We start from the raw sequence: 19,072 nt of genomic DNA on the forward strand, positions 1-19,072 counted from the left end.
CGCATGAGCAGGGTCCTGCGTGCGAGCGCGATCATGGCTGCGGGGACGATGGTCTCCCGCGTCACGGGTTTCATCCGCTCGGCGGTGCTCGTGGCCGCGCTCGGCAGCGCGCAGATGGGCGACGCCTACACCGTCGCCAACGCGATCCCGTTCATCCTGTTCGACTTCCTCATCGGCGGGATCCTGAGCAGCGTCGTCGTGCCGATGATCGTGCGGCGGCAGAAGAGCGACATCGACGGCGGGCGGGCCTACGAGCAGCGGCTGATGACCGTGGGCACGATCACACTGACGCTGCTGACCGTGGTCGCGGTGCTGCTCGCCCGGCCGCTGATCGGCCTCTACACCTCGGACTGGAGCCCCCGGCGGATCGAGGTCGCGGTCACCCTGGCCCAGTTCGTCCTTCCCCAGATCGCCTTCTTCGGCATCGGGGCGCTCGCCGGGGCGATCCTCAACACCCGCGACCGGTTCGCCGCTCCGATGTGGGCACCGGTGCTGAACAACGTCGTGATGATCGCCGTCTTGGTCCTTTACTACCTGAAGGCGGGCAGCGCGGGCGCGGACGTCGGCACGGTGAGCGAAGCCGACCTCGCCCTCCTGGGGCTCGGCACCACCGCCGGGATCGTGGTCCAGTGCCTGGTGCTGATGGTCTCGCTGCACAAGGTGGGCTTCCGTTTCCGGCCCCGGTTCGACCTGCGTGAGGCCGGACTGGGCGAGATGGTCCGCACCGGCTCCTGGACCCTCGTCTACGTGAGCGTCACCCAGCTCGGCTTCCTGGTCACCACCAACATCGCCTCCGGGGCGGGCGCCAAGGCCGCGGGGGCCGGCAACACGGCGTACGCGCAAGCCTTCCAGCTGTTCCAACTCCCCTACGGGATCATCGCGGTCTCGGTGATCACCGCGATGCTGCCCCGGATGAGCCGGTCGGCCGCCGAGGGCGATCTGGACTCCATCCGCGAGGAGTTCTCCTCAGGCGTGCGTCTGGTGGCGTCGCTGCTCGTGCCCGCCGGGCTGCTGTTGATGGTGCTGGGTCCGGCCGTGACCGTGATGATCTACTCCTGGGGCAACAACAACCCCGACGACGCCGTCTACATAGGCAACGTACTCCAGGTCTTCGGCCTGGCGCTGGTGCCGTTCTCGATCTTCCAGCTCCTGTTGCGTGTCTTCTACGCCTTCGGCGACACCCGGACCCCCGTCTTCATCGGGGCGGGCAACACGGCGGTGAGCATCGCGCTCAGCTTCCTCGCCTCGGCCGTCCTGCCCGCCCGATACGTCGTCATGGGCCTGGCCTTCGCGCTCACCGTCTCCTATATCGCGGGCACCGGGGTGGCCTGGGCGCTCGCCAGCCGCCGCGTGCGTGGCCTGCAGGGGCGCGTCGTGGCCGCCGGGCTGTCCCGGATGTACATGGCCGCGCTTCCGGCCGCGGCGGCCGCGCTGGGTGTGTTGTGGCTCACCCAGGAGCTGACCGACCTGAACCCGCTCAGCGCGGCCATCATGCTGGCCGCGGGCGGCGGTCTCGGTATGGTGCTCTACCTGGTCATCGCGCACCGGATGCGTATCCCGGAAGTCAGTTCGGTCGTTGGAATGGTTGCGGGCAGGGTAGGCCGGTAACCCCAAGACTTGTCCCAAGCGTCTGACAAGCAGAACACGGGCGGAACCGGCGCGGGACTACCATGGTGCGACGCGTGTGACGACATGCGGCTAATGGAAGCAGGAGGGCGTGGGCGGATCCACCCGGCATCGCGTGATGTGTCCTGATGTGTCAACCCGGCAAGACGCTGGCGTGTTCTCAGTTACGGAGAGCTCATGAGTTCCTCCGCCGTCGAGCCCGGCACCAAGCTTGCCGAGCGTTTCCGGCTTGAGGACCGCGTCCACGAGTCCGGTGGGGCCACGCTCTGGAAGGCCATCGACGAGGTGCTCGCCCGGCCCGTCGCCGTGCACACCTTCGACCCCGACTTCCCCCGCCTCAACGAGGTCGTCACGGCCGCCCGGGCGGCCAGCAGGCTGACCGACCCGCGGCTGACCCAGGTCTTCGACGCCACCGAGGACGACGGTCACTCCTACGTCGTCAGCGAGTGGGTGAGCGGCGAGACCCTCACCGACATGATCACCTCAGGGCCGCTGGACCCCGAGCGGGCCGCCGCGCTGGTCGCGGAGGCCGCCGAGGCGCTGGCCCACGCGCACGAGGCGGACCAGGCCCACCTGTGCCTGACCCCCGACCACCTGGTGTGGACGGCGGGCAGCACGGTCAAGCTGCTCGGCGTGGGAGTCGACGCCGTCCTGGCCGACGTGACGAGCGACGACCCGGCCCGGACCGACGCCGAAGGCCTCGGCCGCCTGCTGTACGCCGGGCTGACGGGCCACTGGCCGGGTGACGAGCAGGAGAGCGGCCTGCCCGCCGCCCCCATGGACGACGGCCACTTCTGCTCACCGCGCCAGGTCACCGCGGGCGTCCCCGGCTACCTCGACACCATCACCTGCCGGGTGCTGCTGCCGGAGAGCAGGCGCGGGCTCGAACCGCTGACGACCCCGGAGGGGGTCGCCGAAGCCCTCGCCTCGGTGCCCCGGCCCACCCCCATGCACGTGGCGCCCCCGCCCCCGCTCCCGGTGGCGTCCTCCCGCTCGGAGGGCCTCGACACCTCGGCGCCCCAGCACCCCAGCACTCCCGCCCCTCCGCAGCACCACCACCACCAGCAGCCGCCGCGTCAGGCGGGCGGCGGCGGAATGCTCAACAAGGTGGCCATGACCATGGTCGTGCTGCTGGTGATGGTGGCCGTCGGCCTGGGCGCCTGGACGCTCGGCCGCAGCATCGGCAACGCCGGCACCCCGATCGCGGAGGGGACGCCCACACCCACGCCGACCGCGGCCACCGCCACCCGCGAGGTGAAGCCCGCCTCCGCCACCGGCTTCGACCCCCTGGGCGGCGGCGACGAGCGGGGCGAGCTCGCCCTCTACGCGGTGGACGGAAAGCCCTCCACCGACTGGCACTCCGAGTCCTACAACTCCGAGGACTTCGGCCGGCTGAAGGACGGTGTCGGCCTGATGCTCACCCTGGACCAGAGCGTGCCGGTGAAGCAGGTGTCGGTCGACTTCGGCAGCGGCTCCGGCGGCTCCGCGGAGATCAGGGTCGGCGACTCCCAGGACCTGAAGAACATGACCGTGATCGGCAAGTCCGCCGAGGCCTCCGGCAAGAAGATCTTCACCGCCGAGTCTCCGAAGAAGGGCAGACACGTCCTGATCTGGTTCACCAAGATGCCCACCTACCAGGGCAAATACCGTGGCACCGTGATCGACGTCAAGGTCCTCGCCGCGAAGTGACACCGGGGCGATTTGCTGGGTTTTACCCGTCTCGTTGACGATCATGGGAGATTTCGTGGCACCATCTATCACGTAGTGGTGTTCTCCCCGGACCGGCAGCAGGACTCTCCTTGTGAATTCCCCACCCGAGACCCCGCCAGCGGCGGAACAGCAGATGGCGCGGGCAGCAGTGTCCGACGCCGATCTGCTGACCCGGCACATCGCCGGGGATCCGCACGCTTTCAGTGAAATAGTCAAGCGACATCGAGACCGCATGTGGGCGGTCGCCCTTCGCACGCTGGGCGACCCCGACGAGGCGGCCGACGCCGTACAGGACGCCTTCGTCTCGGCCTATCGCAAGGCCGACAGCTTCCGCGGCGAGGCGGCCGTCACCACGTGGCTGCACCGCATCGTGGTGAACGCCTGCCTGGACCGCATGCGCCGGAAGTCCGTGCGCCCGGTCGCCGACGACGAGCTCGTCGAGGCCGCCGAACGCGACACCCCGGTGCTCGACCAGACAGCCGAGCGCGAGGTCTCCATGGAGGTCTCGGCCGCGCTCAAGCTGCTCCCCGCCGACCAGCGGGCCGCGCTGGTGCTCGTGGACATGATGGGCTACTCCGTCGAGGACGCCGCCCAGGTCCTGGAGGTGCCGAGCGGCACCGTGAAGAGCCGATGCGCGCGTGGACGCGCGAAACTCGCGCCAATTCTTTCGCACTTACGGAACCGATCAGACCTGTCTCGCGTCTCATCCGCGAAGGGAGCAGAACTTCGTGACGGGTGATACGCACTACGACCTGGAGATCTTGGCCGAGCTGGCCGAAGGTCTTCTTGACGCCGCCACGGCCCTGCAGGTACGCGAGCATCTCGCGATCTGCGATCCCTGTGGCGAGAGCCTTGCCGACCTCGCAGCGGTCCGTGAGGTGCTGTCAGCGACGCCTACCCCGGCCATGCCGATGGGAGTCGCACTCAGGATCGACCGCGCGCTGGCCGCAGAGGCCGAAAGCTTCCGTGGAGGTGGAGTAGGCCTGGTGGAAGCACCGGCCTGGGACGACATAATGCGCGACGCGCCGTGGGAGAGGACCTCTCTTCCCGAGCCGGAGCCTGAGCCGGAGCCGGTGACACGGCTCGGAGTCGTCGGCGACGACGGCACCGTCACTCCGGTCATTCCGGCCAAGCGGCGTCAGGCCACGCGACGGCGCCGGTGGGCCATGCCCGTCGCGGCGGCGGGAGTGCTGGCCGCCGTGGTCGGCGGGACCGTGGTGACGAGCGGCGTGCTCTCCGCACCCGGTGTGGAGCGCGGTCAGCCGACCGCCCCGTCGGCCATCGCCGTCGGCCAGGGCTACAAGCTGACCGACAGCAACTGGAACTACACCGAACAGGAGCTCAGCGGCTCGCTGCTCGACTACATCGGCCCGGCGCAGATCGTGGACGCCAAGGACATGAGTGCGGGCGCCAAGCTCGAACAGTGCGTCCAGCAGGTCTCCGCCAAGGTCGGGAAGTCGCCGTTCGCGGTGGACCAGGGCCTCTACAACGGTCAGGACGCCAACATCATGGTCTTCTGGCAGAACAAGAAGAAGAACTCGGTGCGCGTCCACGTCGTGGGCCTGCAGTGTGAGAACCTGCGCAAGCCTGCTCTCGCAAGCTGGAACTGATCACCGGGAGCCCCCATCCAAGAAGAAGCCCGGCATGGATTCGTCCATGCCGGGCCTTCTCGTCTCAGCCGGGAATCACCGCCGCCTAGGATCTGTTGACGCCACTGGCAATGACAAAGGGAGAGGCGCAGCAGTGATGGACGTCCGGAATGTGATCATCATCGGATCGGGTCCCGCCGGTTACACGTCGGCTGTGTACTCTGCGCGTGCCGACCTCAAGCCCTTGATCTTCGAGGGTTCGGTCACCGCCGGCGGCGCGCTGATGAACACCACCGAGGTGGAGAACTTCCCCGGCTTCCCCGACGGCATCATGGGCCCCGACCTCATGGACAACATGCGCAAGCAGGCCGAGCGGTTCGGCGCCGAGCTGATCGCCGACGACGTGGTCGAGGTCGACCTGACCGTCACCCCCAAGGTCGTCAGGACCGCCACCGACACCTACCACGCCAAGGCCGTCATCCTGGCCATGGGCTCCGGCTACCGCGAGCTGGGCGTGCCCAACGAGAAGCGCCTGTCCGGCCACGGCGTCTCCTGGTGCGCCACCTGCGACGGCTTCTTCTTCCGCGGCCAGGACATCGTGGTCGTCGGCGGCGGCGACACCGCCATGGAGGAGGCCATCTTCCTCACCCGGTTCGCCGGCTCGGTGACCGTCGTGCACCGCCGCGACGAGCTGCGCGCCAGCAAGATCATGCAGGACCGCGCGTTCGCCAACGAGAAGATCCGTTTCGTCTGGGACAGCGAGGTCGCCGACGTCCTGGGCGAGTCCAAGGTCTCCGGGGTCCGCCTGCGCAACCTCAAGACCGGCGAGGAGAGCGAGCTCCCGGCCACCGGCCTGTTCATCGCGATCGGCCACGACCCCCGCACCGAGCTCGTCAAGGGCCAGGTGGAGCTCGACGACGAGGGCTACATCAAGGTCGACTCCCCCTCCACGCGGACCAACCTTGACGGTGTCTTCGCCGCCGGCGACGTCGTCGACCACACCTACCGCCAGGCGATCACCGCCGCGGGCACCGGCACCGCCGCCTCGCTCGACGCCGAGCGCTGGCTGAGCGACCACGACGACAACTGACACCAACAGCACCATCGGATAGGGAGAGCAGGAACCTTGGGCGCCATCAAGAACGTGACCGACGCCAGCTTCGACGCCGACGTCCTCAAGAGCGACAAGCCCGTCATCGTCGACTTCTGGGCCGAGTGGTGCGGCCCCTGCCGCCAGGTCGCGCCGATCCTGGAGGAGATCGCGAACGAGCAGGCCGACAAGCTGACCATCGTCAAGCTGAACGTCGACGAGAACCCGTCAACTGCCGGCAATTACGGCGTACTCCAGATTCCGACCCTGAACGTCTATAAGAACGGAGAGGTCGTGAAGCAGATCATCGGCGCCAAGCCGAAGGCCATGCTGCTCCGCGAGCTCGAGGGCATCATCTAGGCCCCCTGCGGCCCGCGCACCCCACGGCGCACGCCGTACCACCCGCTTCCGAGCGGCACACCCACCCAGTGAAAGCCCCCTCGCCCGACGGCAGGGGGCTTTCGCGCGTCCTCCAAAGGGAGTCCATACCAGGCCCAGATGAGCCATAGCGCCTCTCCGGGCGGAGCCGCGGGCCCGGGAGCCCGGGGCCGTCAGACGGGCCGTAGCGCTCTCTCAGGGCTCATTGAGCCCAGCAGTCTCTCCAGCGCCACCTCGACGTCCTCCCGCCACGACACGGCGGTCTTGAGCTCAAGGCGGAGCCGGGGGAAGCGCAGATGCGGCCGGACCGTCTTGAACCCCACGGAGAGCAGGTAGTCGGCGGGCATCAGGCACGCCCCCGGCTGCTCCCACTTCAGGTCGCCGAACGCCTCGATCGCCCGCACCCCGCGCCGGGTCAGATCCTTGGCCACGCCCTGGACCAGCATCCGGCCCAGGCCACCGCCGGAGAACTCGGGGACGATGTGCGCGGTCATCAGCAGCACGGCGTCGGCGCTGACCGGCGAGGTCGGGAAGGCCACCGAGCGCGGCACGTAGTGCGGCGGCGCGTAGAGCACGAAACCGGCCGCCACGCCGTCCACATAGACGATCTTGCCGCAGCTCCCCCACTCCAGCAGGGTGGACGAGATCCAGGCCTCTTTCTCCAGCCCCGGATCACCGACCTCGACGGCCCGGTTCCCGTTCACGGGATCCAGCTCCCAGAAGACGCACCGGCGGCAACGGCGCGGCAGGTCGTCGAGATTGTCGAGTGTGACGTTTGCCAGCCGACGCGACACCTGTTGGCCCCAATCCTGGCGAGACGAGTGCAAGCCATGGCGAAAAACGCGCGAAAACGGCGTCTCCAGCTGGCATCGTAGCTCAGTGAGGGCCCTGGTTTCAGGGTGTCCCGTCCCCCCACGCAGACGACAATAGCCACTGACGTACCCTGGTTTCTCTAAGCATGAGCACCTTGTGCTCCACATAATCTAGGAGGTGGACCGTGCCCCAAGAGTCAGATCACGGTCAGACCGTCGCGGCCCAAGGCTCCCGCATCGACGCCTACGTCGACCGGTACGCCGCACGAGCTACCGGGATGGTCGCCTCCGAGGTTCGAGCTCTTTTCGCCGTCGCGTCGAGGCCCGAGGTGGTCTCGCTCGCCGGTGGCATGCCGTACGTCACGGCACTCCCCCTCGACACCGTGGGGGAGCTCGTCGCCGATCTGGTGGCCCGCCGGGGCCCGGTCGCCCTGCAGTACGGCTCCGGCCAGGGCGACCCGCACCTGCGCGAGCAGATCTGCGACGTCATGCGCATGGAGGGGATCGAGGCCAACGCCGACGACGTCGTGGTGACCGTCGGTTCGCAGCAGGCACTCGACCTGATCACCCGCATCTTCATCGACCCCGGCGACGTCATCCTCGCCGAGGGGCCCTCCTACGTGGGCGCGCTGGGCACCTTCTCCGCCTACCAGGCCAAGGTCATCCACATCGCCATGGACGACGAGGGGATCATCCCCGAGTCGCTCGCCCAGACCATCTACGCCCTCAAGACCGCGGGCAGCCCGATCAAGTTCCTGTACACCATCCCCACCTTCCAGAACCCCGCCGGAGTGACGCTCAACGTGGCGCGCAGGCAGCAGGTGCTGGACATCTGCCAGCGAGCCGACGTGCTGATCGTCGAGGACAACCCGTACGGCATGCTCGGCTTCGACGGTGAGCCCATGCGGGCGCTGCGCGCCGACAACGCCGACGGCGTGGTCTACCTCGGCTCGTTCTCCAAGACCCTGGCCCCCGGTTTCCGGGTCGGCTGGGCGCTGGCCCCGCACGCCATCCGCGACAAGCTGGTGCTCGCGATGGAGTCTGCGGTCCTGTCCCACTCCTCCTTCACCCAGCTCGCCGTCGGGCAGTACCTCGCCACCCAGCCGTGGCGTGAGCAGATCAAGACCTTCCGGGAGCTCTATCGCGAGCGGCGGGACGCCATGCTCAGCTCGCTTGAGGCCCTCATGCCCGCCGACTTCACCTGGACCCGCCCCAGCGGCGGTTTCTTCGTCTGGGCCACCCTGCCCGAGGGGCTCGACTCCAAGGCGCTCCTGCCACGCGCGGTCTCCGAGCGGGTGGCCTTCGTCCCGGGCACCGGCTTCTACGCCGACGGCGGCGGTGCGCGGCACATGCGGCTGTCCTACTGCTACCCGGAGCCCGACCGCATCCGCGAAGGCGTCCGCCGCCTGGCCGGAGTGATCGAGCAGGAGCTGCGGCTGCGCGACACGTTCGGCACCGGCTCCTCTCCCGACCACATCGGAGTGGACACCCCGGGGCCGGATCTCGCCTGACACCTTCCCCGGCAGGCGCCTCCAGGCGGAGGCGCCTGCCGACATGGGATCACTCGGGTGCACACCGACGCGGCGAGTTGCCGTACGGTGATTTCCGGCGTCGTTGTGCGGCGAACACCCCGGTCGTGGTGAGAGCCCCTCATTGGCTCGGCGCGGGCAGCAAAGAGAGGTATTTCGGGTGAGTGATCTGGGCTACGTGCTCGTCCTGGCAGGCGGACTGTCTTACGAGCGGGAGGTGTCCCTCCGCTCCGGCCGCCGGGTGAGCGAGGTGCTGCGCACGGCGGGGATCGTCGTGGAGACCCGTGACACCGACGCCTCGCTCGTGCCCTCCATACTCGCCGACCCGCCGGACGCGGTCTTCGTCACCCTTCACGGCGGGGCCGGTGAGGACGGCGCCATCCGCTCGGTGCTCGAACTCCTCTCCGTCCCCTATGTCGGCGCCGGCCCCGACGCCTGCCGGGTGGCCTTCGACAAGCCCACCGCCAAGACGGTCGTCCGCTCCGTCGGGCTGCGCACCCCCGACTCGGTGACGCTCCCCAAGGAGACCTTCCACGACCTCGGCGCCTCCACGGTGCTGACCCGCATCGTGGAGCGCCTCGGTCTCCCCCTGTTCGTCAAGCCCTCCCGCGGCGGCTCCGCGCTCGGCGCGTCGATCGTCCGTGCCGCCGAGGACCTCCCCGCCGCCATGGTCGGCTGCTTCGCCTACGGTGACACCGCGCTGATCGAACGCTGCATCGAGGGTGTCGAGGTGGCCGTCTCCGTGGTCGATCTCGGCGGCGGCCCGATGGCCCTGCCCCCCGTGGAGATCGTTCCCGACAAGGGCGTCTATGACTACGCGGCCCGCTACACCGCCGGCCACACCGAGTTCTTCGCCCCAGCCCGCCTGTCCCCCGAGGCCGCCGCCGCCTGCGCCGAGATGGCCGTGACCGCGCACACCGCCCTCGGCCTCCGTGACATCTCCCGCACCGACCTCATCGTCGACGGGGACGGCCTCCCCCATTTCCTTGAGGTCAACGTCGCCCCCGGCATGACCGAGACCTCCCTTCTCCCGATGGCCGTCGAGGCCGCCGGCGACGACCTCGGCACCCTCTGCCGCGTCCTGCTGGAGCAGGCCGCCGCCCGCGGCGCCGCCTGACCCCACGTCCCCGGATCGCCCACGATCTACGGAAGGGACGCGCCGCCCCCGAGGGACACGCCGAACCCGTACGCCGCGCCCCCGGTGCACCCGGCAGACCCATACGCCGGACGCCCTCGGCGCACCCGGCAGAGCGCACCGGGTGCGCATACGACAGACACGCACCCGGTGCGTACGGCGGACGCGCCAGGTGCATGCGCGGCGGACCTACGATGGGCACGGCGGATTCATACGGCGAGGACGGCGAGCGGGCACGGCGAATCCATACAGCGGGGACGGCGAGCGGGCACGGCGAATCCATACGGCGAGGACGGCGAGCGCGCTCGGCGCACGCACAACGGATGCCCTGGCACACACGCCCACCCGGCACACGCACAGCGGACGCCCTGGCACACACGCCCACGGCGCACGCACAGCGGACCCACCGGCTGCGTATGGCGGACCCACCCGGTGCGCGTACGGCAGGCCCCGGTGTGCGTACGGCGGGCGCGTCCAGTGTGTAGATCGGCGGCGAGGGCCGCTCACCTAGGCTGGTCCTGTGCTGACTCCCACTCCCTTCCCCAAGAGCTTCGCCAGCGACAACCACGCGGGCGTGCACCCCGCGGTGCTCGCCGCCGTCGTCGAGGCCAATACCGGAGACGCCCCTGCCTACGGGGATGACATCTGGACCCGGGCGGCAGAGGACGCCTTCCGCGCCGAGTTCGGCGCCCAGGCGACCGTCTACCCCATGTTCAACGGCACCGGCGCCAACGTGGTGGGGCTGGGCCTCGTGCTGCGTCCCTACGACGCCGTGCTCTGCCCTGACACCGCCCACATCAACAGCAACGAATGCGGTGCCGTGGAACGCGTGCTCGGCACCAAGCTGATCCCCCTTCCCACGGGCAACGGCAAGATCACTGTGGACGACATCCGCGGCCAGCTCTCCGCACTGGGCAACACGCAGCGCTCCCAGCCTCGCGTCATCTCCATCTCCCAGGTGACCGAGTGCGGTACCTGCTACACCGCCGACGAGATCGCCGACCTGGCGGAGTTCGCTCACGCCCGTGGTCTCTTCCTCCACATGGACGGTGCTCGCCTGGCCAACGCGGCGGCCGAGCTCAACTGCTCGATGCGTGCGCTCACCACCGACGTGGGGGTGGACCTGTTCAGCTTCGGCGGGACCAAGAACGGCGCCATGGGCGCGGAGGCGCTCGTCATCCTCAACCCCGAGCTGGACGCTCCGGCGCTGTTCCTCCGCAAGCAGGGCATGCAGCTCGCCTCCAAGATGCGCTTCGTCTCCGCTCAGCTGACTGCGCTCCTCACCGGTGACCTCTGGCGTGAGAACGCCGCTCATGCCAACGCGATGGCCCACCGGCTGGCCGACGGCGTCGCCGACCTCCCCGGCCTCTCGCTCCGCTATCCCGTCCAGTCCAACGCCGTCTTCCCAGCTCTCCCGGAGAAGGCGATCGCGGAGCTCCAGCAGCGTTACCTCTTCCACGTCTGGGACGCGGACGAGAACGTGGTGCGGTGGGTGACGTCCTTCGACACCACGCCCGAGCACGTCAACACGTTCATCTCCGACATCCACCTCGCTGTCCGCGCGGCGATCGACGGCTAACCGGAGCTCCTCGGGTGAGGCCATCGGCAGAAGAGAAGGTCGCCGCCCCCGGAGCGGACGGACCAGCGATCACCACACGGCGAATCCACGTTTCACGTGAAACAGAGGGCCCGGCTTGCGGGCGGACCATGCTCCGCGCAGACGGAAGCTCCAGCTCCAGACGGGTCCTACTCCACGTGAACCAGAGGGCTCGGCGTGAAACAGAGGGCCCGGCGTGAACCAGAGAGTCCGGCTTGCGGGCGGTCCGCGCTCCACGCGGACAGGAGCCCTAGCTTCCAGACGGGCCGTGCTCCACGTGAACCAGAGGGCTCGGCGTGAACCAGAGGGCCCGGCTTGCGGGCGGTCCGCGCTCCACGCGGACGGGAGCTCTGGCTCCGTAAACGGGCTGTGCTTCATGTGAACCACAGGCTCGACTTCCAAGCGGTCCAGGCTCCGTGTGAACAGAGGCACAGCTTCCAGGCGGGCCGCGTTCCTGAATCAGAGGGTCCGGCTTCCAGACGAGCCGCGCTTTGTGTGGACAGAGGGCGCCGCTTCCGGGCGGGTCATGGCTTTACGGGAAACGGCGACTCCTCGGTCTGGTCGATGCCTCCGACATGGAGGTCTCGCCTTCGCGCGCTACGTTTCACGTGAAACAGTCGCCCGTCCTCCTGGCGTCCACCTTCGGAGCAGGGGCGCTGACCTTCCGGGCGGGCTGGATTCCACATGACCAATCGGGTCTTCCCCGGGGAGGTGCGGTCAGTGCAGAGAGCTCAGCCTTCCACGCGCCGCTGTTTCACGTGAAACAGCGGCGCCCTCTCCAGACTTGCGCGCTCAGAACGGAGGGTGTGCGCACTCGGAACGGAGGGAGCGAGGGTGAGGAGGGCGCGAGCGAGTATGGCCGGGGCGCTCCGGTGAATCCGCGAGTCGGAGCGGCGGGACTTGGGAGTCGTCCTGTCCGGCCCGCTCCGGCAAGCGCGGGCGCATCAATCTCGGCACCGCCGCGACGCTCCCCACCGACTCGGTCATGAATCCAGGAACGGCAGGACTGTGGCAGCCAGCCCGGGTGCCGTCAGGATGTCGTAGTGCGTGGCGCCGGGCAGGACCGCCAGCCGGGCGATCGAGCGGCCTGCCCCGTCCCATCCCGCGTCCCGCAGCCCTCCGCCCAGCAGCCCGTAGAACTCCATCATGTGCTCGGGGCGTACCGCGTCAGCGTCACCGAAGACCAGCAGGGCCGGAGCGGTGATGGACGATATCTCGGCAGACCAGTCGTAGTCCTGCTTCTTCAGCTCGGCTATCTTGCCGATCAGCACCGGCCAGTCCTGCGGCCTCGGCGCGAGCCGGGAGTAGAGCTCGTAGATCGGGGAGTGCTTCATCGCCTCGGCGGTCTCGGCGCTCATCCGGTCCATCGCCGCCACGACCTCCGGATGCCATCCAGCCCGCTTGAACGGGGTGGAGACGAGCACAAGTCGACGGACGGCATGGGGGTGCTGGACCGTGGCGCGCAGGGCGACATCCGCTCCCAGGGAGTAGCCCATCATGTCGGCCCGTGCCAGGCCGAGGTGCTTGATCAGAGCGACGATGTCGTCGGCCATCAGCTCCGGACGCAGCGGGCGGTCGACATCCGCCGTGCGCCCGTGGCCCTGCAGATCTACCAGGATGACCCGCCGCCTCTCCGCCAGCGCCGGCAGGATGGGCGCGAACATCTCGCCCGCGCCGATACCACCGTGCAGCAGCACCAGGGGCTCGCCGGAACCGTGCTCCTCGAAGTACAGGGACAGCCCGTTGACCTCCGCGTAGCTCATCGCATCACCTTTCTCACGATCATCGAGGAGACGGGCCGTAGCGACCGTCAAACGTATCGATCACCCCCGTACTATCACCCGCGCCCGACACGGTGGCGCCCGAGCTGTCTGACCGGAGAGACATCCGCCCAACGGGCATACGGACGGCCAGGCACCTTCCTGGGCGCGCGACGCGCAGTCTCCGGTTCAACCCCCGGGGTAAAACGGAAGCGGTCTCCCTGTTTCACGTGAAACAGGGAGACCGCCCGTGGGTGTCTACTCATGCGTGAGGTGACTACTCCTCCGCCGGCTGCATGGATCCCGGAGCCATGGTCCCGATGATGCGCTCCAGGTCGTCGATGGTCGCGAACTCCACCACGATGCGGCCCTTCCGGCGGCCGAAGTCCACCTTCACCCGGGTCTCGAAACGGTCGGAGAGGCGGTCGGCCAGATGGCGGAGAGCGGGCTCCTCGTCCGGCTTCGCCCGGGGAGCCTTCGGCGCAGGCGCCGGTGCCGCCTGCGCGTCGCCCATCGCCACGATCTCCTCGACCGCGCGGACCGACAGCAGCTCGGCCACGATCCGGGCGGCGAGGCGTTCCTGCGCCGCGGGGTCGTCCAGGGCCAGCAGGGCCCGCGCGTGCCCGGCGGTGATCGTGCCGGCCGAGACGCGGAGCTGGACTCGGGGGGGCAGTTTGAGCAGGCGCAGGGTGTTGGTCACGTGGGTACGGGAGCGGCCGACACGGACGGCGAGCTGCTCGTGGGTGGCGCCGAAGTCGTCGAGCAGCTGCCGGTAGGCCGCCGCCTCCTCCAGGGGGTTGAGCTGCTCGCGCTGGAGGTTCTCGATGAGCGCGTCCAGGAGGAGCTTGTCCTCCTGGGTGCTCCGGACGATCGCGGGGATCTCCTTGAGGCCCGCGAGTTTGGAGGCACGCCAGCGGCGCTCTCCCATGATGAGCTCGTAGCTGTCCTTGCCCGTGGCGCGGACGACGATGGGCTGGAGCAGACCGACCTCGGTGATCGAGTCGGCGAGTTCCTTCAGGGCCTCGCCGTCGAAGACGGTTCTGGGCTGGCGCGGATTGCGCTCGATCCTCTCGATCGGGATCTCAAGGAAATACGCACCCGCCACCGGCTGAGGGGACGGCTGCTGCTGCACCGCGGGCTCCGGCGCGACCATCGTCGCGGTCGCCGACGGTGCGGCGCTCTGCACCACGGGCGGGCCCGGGATGAGCGCCGCCAGCCCCCTGCCGCCCATCCCTCTCGGCTGCTTACTCACTGCCCCTCCCGAGGCTCAAGGTTCCACCCTCAGTCATCTCCGCGGCAGTGACGGCCGCGAAACTTTCGACGCTCACACGGCCGCGCCTCGGTAGGCCATCTCACGGGCTGCGTCCATGTAGGCCATCGCACCGCTGGAACCCGGGTCGTAGGTCATGACCGACTGGCCGTAGCTCGGCGCCTCGGAGACGCGCACGCTACGGGGGATCAGGGTGGTCAGCACGGTGTCGCCGAAGTGGGACCGGACCTCCTCGGCGACCTGGGAGGCCAGCCGGGTCCGCCCGTCGTACATCGTCAGCAGGATGGTGGACATGTCGAGCGCCGGGTTCAGATGGGCACGGACGAGGTCCACGTTCCTGAGCAACTGCCCGAGGCCTTCCAGCGCGTAGTACTCGCACTGGATGGGGACCAGCAGCTCGGTCGCGGCCATCAGCGCGTTGACGGTCAGCAGGCCGAGCGAGGGAGGGCAGTCGATGAAGACGTAGTCGAACTCGGTCGCCTTGTACGCGCCCAGCGCGCGCTGCAGGCGGGCCTCACGCGCGACCATGGAGACCAGCTCGATCTCGGCACCGGCCAGGTCGATCGTGGCGGGAGCGCAGTAGAGGCCGGGCATGTCCGGGACCTCCTTGACGACCTCCACCAGAGGCACGTCCTCCACCAGGACCTTGTACATGTCGGGCACATCGCCGCGGTGCTCGATGGACAGCGCCGTCGAGGCGTTGCCCTGCGGGTCGAGATCGACCACGAGCACCCGCTGGCCGTGCATCGACAGCGCCGCCGCCAGGTTCACCGAAGTGGTGGTCTTGCCCACACCGCCCTTCTGGTTGGCGACGGTGAAGATGCGTGTCTTGGGAGGACGGGGCCAGTCCCCATCCCGGGTTCCCGTGGAGCCTCCAGGGGAGGCCGTAGTCGTCTGGGCCGATGTTTCACGTGAAACCACTGAGCTGAGTGCCTCTCGTACCAGCGGCGAGTCGCCGGGATTAAGGGGGGTCTGGGTCACGGTCGTCGTCCTTTCAGCCGGCCTGACTACGGGGGCGGGAGCCGATGCCGGCCAGCCCAGGCCAGAGGAGCGTCCATGGGGCAAGGCGACAGGATTCTCCGGCCAGCCGAGACCGCCCGCTGCGCCGACGATCGCACTTCCACGGTCATTCACTGGCCTCGTACTCGCTTTGCTCGGTCTGTCTACTGGCGTCGTGGTCGCTTCGATCGCGATTCACGATCCTTCCGGCGAGAGGTCTGCCGCGCTCCCTCGGGGGCCCGACCGGCGACCACTCGGATGAGAGTTGCAGGCGGCTCGACCTTACCGTGCCCGACCGATACAAGCTCGGCAGCCAGCACCCCACTGGACCGCAATTGCCCCTCGGCGTCCGCCAGCTCCTCCGCTGCCCGCTCTCCCTTCATCGCGAGGAGCTCGCCCCCCTCGCGCAGCAGCGGCAGCGACCACTTCAGCAACCGTTCGAGCGGCGCCACCGCGCGCGCGGAGGCCACGTCGAACTCGCGCCTGCCCGCGAACTCCTCGGCCCGGCCGCGCAGCACCTCGACGTTGTCGAGCTTCAGGGCCTCCACGCACTCCTCAAGGAACACCGTCCGGCGCAGGAGCGGCTCCAGAAGGGTGACCGTGATGTCCGGCCGTACGATCGCCAGCACCAGGCCGGGCAGGCCGGCTCCCGAGCCGATGTCCACCAGCCGCACGTCGGCGGGGACGGCCTCGGCGACCACGGCGCAGTTGAGCAGGTGACGGTCCCAGATGCGGGGCACCTCGCGGGGGCCGAGCAGTCCGCGCACCACTCCCGGGCCGGCCAGCAACTCCGCGAACGTCTCCGCTCTGGACCATGCGTCGCCGGTGAACACCTCGCGCGCAACCTCGGGCGGCTCGGGGATCTGCTCGCTCACTCGACGCTCACTCTTCCTCGGAACTGTCTGGGTCAGGATTTTCTAAGGCTAACGGCCCGTTCCGTGGCGGCGCACAAGGGCAGGCCACGAAAAAGGCCGCCGCCCCCGGGAAACCGGGGGCGACGGCCAGTCTCCGTCCGTTATGCCGCTATACGGGCAGGATCACTACGAAGCGACGGGGCTCCTCGCCCTCGGACTCGCTCCGCAGACCCGCCGCTGCGACCGCGTCGTGCACGATCTTGCGCTCGAACGGGGTCATCGGCTGCAACGACTTGGGCTCGCCGTCGCGCTTGACGTCCGCGGCGATCTTGGTGCCAAGCTCGCGCAGCTCCGTCCGGCGGCGGTCGCGGTAACCGCCGATGTCCAGCATCAGCCGCGAGCGCTCGCCCGTCTGGCGGTGGACGGCGAGCCGGGTCAGCTCCTGGATCGCCTCCAGCACCTCGCCGTTGGGGCCCACGAGGTCGCCGCCCTTGATGTCCACGACCGACACCACGGCGCGATCGCCTTCGACGTCCATGTCGATGTCACCGTCGATGTCGGCGATGTCGAGCAGACCCTCGACGTAGTCCGCCGCGATCTCGCCTTCCTGCTCCAGCGCAGCGAGATCAGGAGCCGCTTTCACGGTCTCCTTTTCGGCCTCGGCCTCGGTCACGTCCGGCCACTCCTTCGTGCTGTCGGGGATGTCGTCAGGACTTCTTGCTACCCGTCCGCTTGCTGCGGGGCTGGCGGGTCGGCTGCTGGCGGATCGGCTTGGGCTCCGGTGCCGCAGGAGGCGCCTCTGGCTCGGGAGCGGTCTTCCTGACCTTGCTCAGCAGGCTCGGCTTGGGCTCGGGCATGACCATGTTGCCCTTGGCGTCGGCCACCGGGGAGGGGTTGCGGCTGTAGAACCAGTGCTGCTGCCCGAGGGTCCAGAGGTTGGTGGTGACCCAGTAGAGGATCAGGCCGAGGGGGAAGTTCAGCGAGAAGATGGCGAACAGCGGCGAGATGTACATCAGGATCTTCTGCTGCTGGGCCATCGGGTTGTCCGGCATCTGGGCCATCGAGCGGGTCACGCTCTGCCGGACGGTGAGGAAGGTGGTCAGCGAGCTGATCGCCACGAAGATCGCGAGAACGACCTTGGTGACGACCGGGTCGGCACCCAGCTTGATGATGTCGGCCGAGCTGGTCCAGAACGTCGCCGGCAGGGGCGCGCCGAAGATGTGCGCCGCACGGGCGCTGTCGACGAGATGCTGCGTCATGCCGAACTTGAGCTGGCCGTTGGCCATCGCCTGCAGCACGGTGAACATCGAGATGAAGATGGGGAACTGGGCCACGATCGGCAGACAGCCGCCGAGCGGGTTGGCTCCCTGCCCCTGGTACAGCGCCATGACCTCCTGGTTCATGCGCTGCTTGTCGTTCTTGTAACGCTTGCGCAGTTCTTGAACCTTCGGCGCCAGCTCCTGCATCTTCTTCGACGAGCGCATCTGCTTGAGGAAGAGAGGGAAGATCAGCAGCCGCATCAGCACCGTCAGGGTGATGATGGTCAGCGCCCAGGTCAGCCCGCTGTCAGGGGCGAGGAAGCTGCTATAACCCTGGTGAATCCAGGTGATGACTTGGGCGACGGCTGTATACAGCCAGTTCAGCCAGGACAGCTCCACCGAGCTAGCTCCCTTGCGTTTCGTCGGACCGGACCGGGCGTGGGGGCACCGGGTCAAAACCTCCGGGATGGAATGGGTGGCAACGCCCGATTCTCCGGATCGTCAACCATGTGCCGCGCAGCGCACCGTGGACGGCCATGGCCTCAAGGCCGTAGGCGCTGCACGAAGGATGGAAACGGCAACGGGGACCCAGCAGAGGGCTCACAAAGGCCCGGTAGAACCGGATCGGAGCCATCAGGATCCTGGCAGCCGGAGAAACTCCGGCGATCTGCTGCGCCGTCATCATCGCCCATCCATGTGAGCCTTGGAAGGCTCTCGCCGCCTGAGTAAACGATCCAGCGCGACGTCGAGTTCGGCGGCAAGGCGCTCGCTTCGCGCGGACGCGGCCGGTGGATTGGCGCGTACAACCAGCAGGCTACCTCTCGGGAGACGGTGAAGACGGTCCCGGATGAGGTGTCTCAACTGACGTTTGACTCGATTTCGGATAACCGCACCTCCCACAGCGCGGCTCACCACAAATCCCACCAAGGGCGGCTCGTCCGCCTCCGCGCGCACGCTCAAGTGCGCGACCAGGGTGGGACGGCCTGCACGGCTTCCCTTTCTGACCGCGTTGGCGAACTCCTCGCCCCGACGCATGCGGGACCCGGACGGCAACACGAGAGGACCTTGTCTGACCCTGGGCAGGTACGGCTATCGCCCGCCGACATCACGGCCGACGGGCGACGGAACGCTGCCTTGGCCCGGCGGACCGGGCGCAACGGATGCGTCAGGCGGAGAGCTCGACGCGGCCCTTGCGGCGGCGGGCGGCCAGGATGGCGCGACCGGCGCGGGTGCGCATGCGCAGCCGGAAGCCGTGGGTCTTGGCGCGACGACGGTTGTTCGGCTGGAAAGTACGCTTGCTCACGAGTGGGCTCCAGGCTTGAGACGCATCCCCAGCACATGGGGACGCTCGACGATGGCTGGCTTGCCGGAAGCGGGGCATGCGAAATAGCCGTCGCGTGGCAAGCCGACCGTCGTACGTTACGGGGAACGCGTGTCCCAGGTCAAACCGGAGACACGCGGATA

Annotated in this window: 19 protein-coding genes; 9 read left to right on the forward strand and 10 right to left on the reverse strand. The window is 68.7% G+C overall.

Annotated elements, in window-relative coordinates:
• Window positions 1-3 precede the first annotated feature (3 nt).
• The 6 genes from murJ to trxA all read left to right on the forward strand — a co-directional run bounded on the left by murJ (window position 4) and on the right by trxA (window position 6,375).
• Complete coding sequence (gene murJ / locus SROS_RS45260) at window positions 4-1,608, forward strand: murein biosynthesis integral membrane protein MurJ (RefSeq protein ID WP_012895716.1); 1,605 nt, start codon at window positions 4-6, stop codon at window positions 1,606-1,608.
• A 195-nt stretch (window positions 1,609-1,803) separates the two neighbouring features.
• Window positions 1,804-3,315, forward strand: coding sequence for a protein kinase family protein (locus SROS_RS45265; RefSeq protein WP_012895717.1), 1,512 nt, complete (start codon window positions 1,804-1,806; stop codon window positions 3,313-3,315).
• Window positions 3,316-3,469: 154 nt separating this feature from the next.
• Window positions 3,470-4,075 carry an RNA polymerase sigma factor SigM gene (gene sigM / locus SROS_RS45270; protein ID WP_012895718.1) on the forward strand — a complete coding sequence of 202 codons (606 nt, stop codon included), beginning with the start codon at window positions 3,470-3,472 and terminating at the stop codon, window positions 4,073-4,075.
• Window positions 4,065-4,946, forward strand: coding sequence for an anti-sigma factor family protein (locus SROS_RS45275; protein ID WP_012895719.1), 882 nt, complete (start codon window positions 4,065-4,067; stop codon window positions 4,944-4,946). The genes sigM and SROS_RS45275 overlap by 11 nt, the downstream gene beginning before the upstream one ends.
• Before the next feature lie 133 nt (window positions 4,947-5,079).
• Window positions 5,080-6,015 carry a thioredoxin-disulfide reductase gene (gene trxB / locus SROS_RS45280; RefSeq protein ID WP_043654302.1) on the forward strand — a complete coding sequence of 312 codons (936 nt, stop codon included), beginning with the start codon at window positions 5,080-5,082 and terminating at the stop codon, window positions 6,013-6,015.
• Between the two features lie 36 nt (window positions 6,016-6,051).
• The gene (gene trxA, locus SROS_RS45285; protein ID WP_012895721.1) at window positions 6,052-6,375 is read left to right on the forward strand and encodes a thioredoxin; all 324 of its coding nucleotides are present in this window, start codon (window positions 6,052-6,054) and stop codon (window positions 6,373-6,375) included.
• 191 nt (window positions 6,376-6,566) lie between these two features.
• On the opposite strand, the gene SROS_RS45290 is transcribed toward trxA, so the two are convergent.
• Window positions 6,567-7,187 (reverse strand): hypothetical protein, encoded by a 621-nt coding sequence (locus tag SROS_RS45290; protein WP_012895722.1) that lies wholly within the window; start codon window positions 7,185-7,187, stop codon window positions 6,567-6,569.
• 296 nt (window positions 7,188-7,483) lie between these two features.
• Here SROS_RS45290 and SROS_RS45295 point away from each other — a divergent pair, with 296 nt between their 5' ends.
• The 3 genes from SROS_RS45295 (at window position 7,484) to SROS_RS45305 (ending at window position 11,448) form a co-directional block, all read left to right on the forward strand.
• On the forward strand, window positions 7,484-8,716 hold the full coding sequence (locus SROS_RS45295; protein ID WP_245564804.1) for an aminotransferase-like domain-containing protein: 1,233 nt from the start codon (window positions 7,484-7,486) through the stop codon (window positions 8,714-8,716).
• A gap of 178 nt (window positions 8,717-8,894) precedes the next feature.
• Window positions 8,895-9,851: a D-alanine--D-alanine ligase family protein gene (locus tag SROS_RS45300; RefSeq protein WP_012895724.1), complete on the forward strand. Its 957-nt coding sequence runs from the start codon at window positions 8,895-8,897 to the stop codon at window positions 9,849-9,851.
• Between the two features lie 538 nt (window positions 9,852-10,389).
• Window positions 10,390-11,448 carry a threonine aldolase family protein gene (locus SROS_RS45305; protein ID WP_012895725.1) on the forward strand — a complete coding sequence of 353 codons (1,059 nt, stop codon included), beginning with the start codon at window positions 10,390-10,392 and terminating at the stop codon, window positions 11,446-11,448.
• 1,001 nt (window positions 11,449-12,449) lie between these two features.
• Here SROS_RS45305 and SROS_RS45310 read toward each other — a convergent pair.
• The 9 genes from SROS_RS45310 to rpmH form a co-directional block, all read right to left on the reverse strand.
• Window positions 12,450-13,229 carry an alpha/beta fold hydrolase gene (locus SROS_RS45310; protein WP_012895726.1) on the reverse strand — a complete coding sequence of 260 codons (780 nt, stop codon included), beginning with the start codon at window positions 13,227-13,229 and terminating at the stop codon, window positions 12,450-12,452.
• Between the two features lie 274 nt (window positions 13,230-13,503).
• Window positions 13,504-14,478, reverse strand: a complete 975-nt coding sequence (locus tag SROS_RS45315) for a ParB/RepB/Spo0J family partition protein (RefSeq protein WP_012895727.1) — start codon at window positions 14,476-14,478, stop codon at window positions 13,504-13,506.
• A 72-nt stretch (window positions 14,479-14,550) separates the two neighbouring features.
• Window positions 14,551-15,318 carry a ParA family protein gene (locus tag SROS_RS45320; protein ID WP_245564805.1) on the reverse strand — a complete coding sequence of 256 codons (768 nt, stop codon included), beginning with the start codon at window positions 15,316-15,318 and terminating at the stop codon, window positions 14,551-14,553.
• A gap of 341 nt (window positions 15,319-15,659) precedes the next feature.
• Window positions 15,660-16,370 carry a 16S rRNA (guanine(527)-N(7))-methyltransferase RsmG gene (gene rsmG, locus SROS_RS45325; RefSeq protein ID WP_012895729.1) on the reverse strand — a complete coding sequence of 237 codons (711 nt, stop codon included), beginning with the start codon at window positions 16,368-16,370 and terminating at the stop codon, window positions 15,660-15,662.
• Between the two features lie 148 nt (window positions 16,371-16,518).
• Entirely contained in the window at window positions 16,519-17,022 is a 504-nt protein-coding gene (locus SROS_RS45330) for a Jag family protein (RefSeq protein WP_012895730.1), read from the reverse strand.
• Between the two features lie 34 nt (window positions 17,023-17,056).
• On the reverse strand, window positions 17,057-18,007 hold the full coding sequence (gene yidC, locus SROS_RS45335) for a membrane protein insertase YidC (RefSeq protein WP_012895731.1): 951 nt from the start codon (window positions 18,005-18,007) through the stop codon (window positions 17,057-17,059).
• Window positions 18,008-18,011: 4 nt separating this feature from the next.
• Complete coding sequence (gene yidD / locus SROS_RS48480) at window positions 18,012-18,293, reverse strand: membrane protein insertion efficiency factor YidD (protein WP_218919791.1); 282 nt, start codon at window positions 18,291-18,293, stop codon at window positions 18,012-18,014.
• Window positions 18,290-18,664 carry a ribonuclease P protein component gene (gene rnpA, locus SROS_RS48485; protein WP_081453375.1) on the reverse strand — a complete coding sequence of 125 codons (375 nt, stop codon included), beginning with the start codon at window positions 18,662-18,664 and terminating at the stop codon, window positions 18,290-18,292. Before rnpA ends, yidD begins: the two co-directional genes overlap by 4 nt.
• A gap of 109 nt (window positions 18,665-18,773) precedes the next feature.
• Window positions 18,774-18,911, reverse strand: coding sequence for a 50S ribosomal protein L34 (gene rpmH / locus SROS_RS45340; protein ID WP_012895733.1), 138 nt, complete (start codon window positions 18,909-18,911; stop codon window positions 18,774-18,776).
• Window positions 18,912-19,072: the final 161 nt, after the last annotated feature.

The organism is Streptosporangium roseum DSM 43021 (assembly GCF_000024865.1).
GTDB classification, from domain to species: Bacteria; Actinomycetota; Actinomycetes; order Streptosporangiales; family Streptosporangiaceae; genus Streptosporangium; species Streptosporangium roseum.